The organism is Streptomyces sp. NRRL S-495 (assembly GCF_000966955.1).
GTDB classification, from domain to species: domain Bacteria; phylum Actinomycetota; class Actinomycetes; order Streptomycetales; family Streptomycetaceae; genus Kitasatospora; species Kitasatospora purpeofusca.
The window spans coordinates 1-738 of the sequence record NZ_JZWY01001263.1 but is presented as its reverse complement, the minus strand read 5'-3'; the positions used below and the strand labels follow the sequence as shown (position 1 = coordinate 738).

General features: G+C 74.7%; 1 protein-coding gene. It reads right to left on the bottom strand.

Annotated elements, in window-relative coordinates:
* Positions 1 to 738, bottom strand: a 738-nt coding sequence (locus tag VR45_RS41030) for a polyketide synthase (RefSeq protein WP_045945077.1), incomplete at both ends; no start/stop codon positions are given.

Below are 738 nucleotides of genomic sequence, written 5' to 3'. Positions count from 1 at the left end.
GCCGTAGGTGGCCAGCAGGGCCTGCGCCTCGATGGGGTCGCCGAGCACGGTGCCGGTTCCGTGCGCCTCCACGAGGTCGATGTCGGCACCGGACAGTCCCGCCGTGGCCAGCGCGGCCCTGATCACCCGCTGCTGCGCGGGGCCGCTCGGGGCGGTGAGGCCGTTGGTGGCACCGTCCTGGTTCACCGCGGTGCCCCGGACGAGGGCGAGGACCGGATGCCCGAGGCGGCGCGCGTCGGAGAGGCGTTCCACGAGCAGTACACCCACCCCTTCGCCCCAGCCCGTACCGTTCGCCCCTTCGGCGAAGGAGCGGCAGCGGCCGTCGGGCGACAGGCCCTGCTGACGGCTGAACTCGACGAAGACGTCCGGGCTGGCCATCACCGCGGCGCCGCCGACCAGCGCGAACGAGCAGTCACCGGCCCGCAGGGCCTGGCCGGCCAGGTGCAGTGCCACCAGCGAGGACGAGCAGGCCGTCTCCACGGTCACGGCGGGGCCGCCGAGGCCGAGGGTGTACGCGATGCGGCCGGAGGCGACGCTGGTGACCGTACCGCTGAGGAGGTGCCCCTCCACCTCCTCGGACGGGTCCTGCGGGCCGGTGCCGTAGCCCTGGGCGGCGACGCCGACGTAGACGCCGCCCTCGCTGCCGCGCACCGACGCGGGATCGAGTCCGGCCCGCTCCAGTGCCTCCCAGCTGGTTTCGAGCAGCAGCCGCTGCTGCGGGTCCATGGCCAGTGCTTC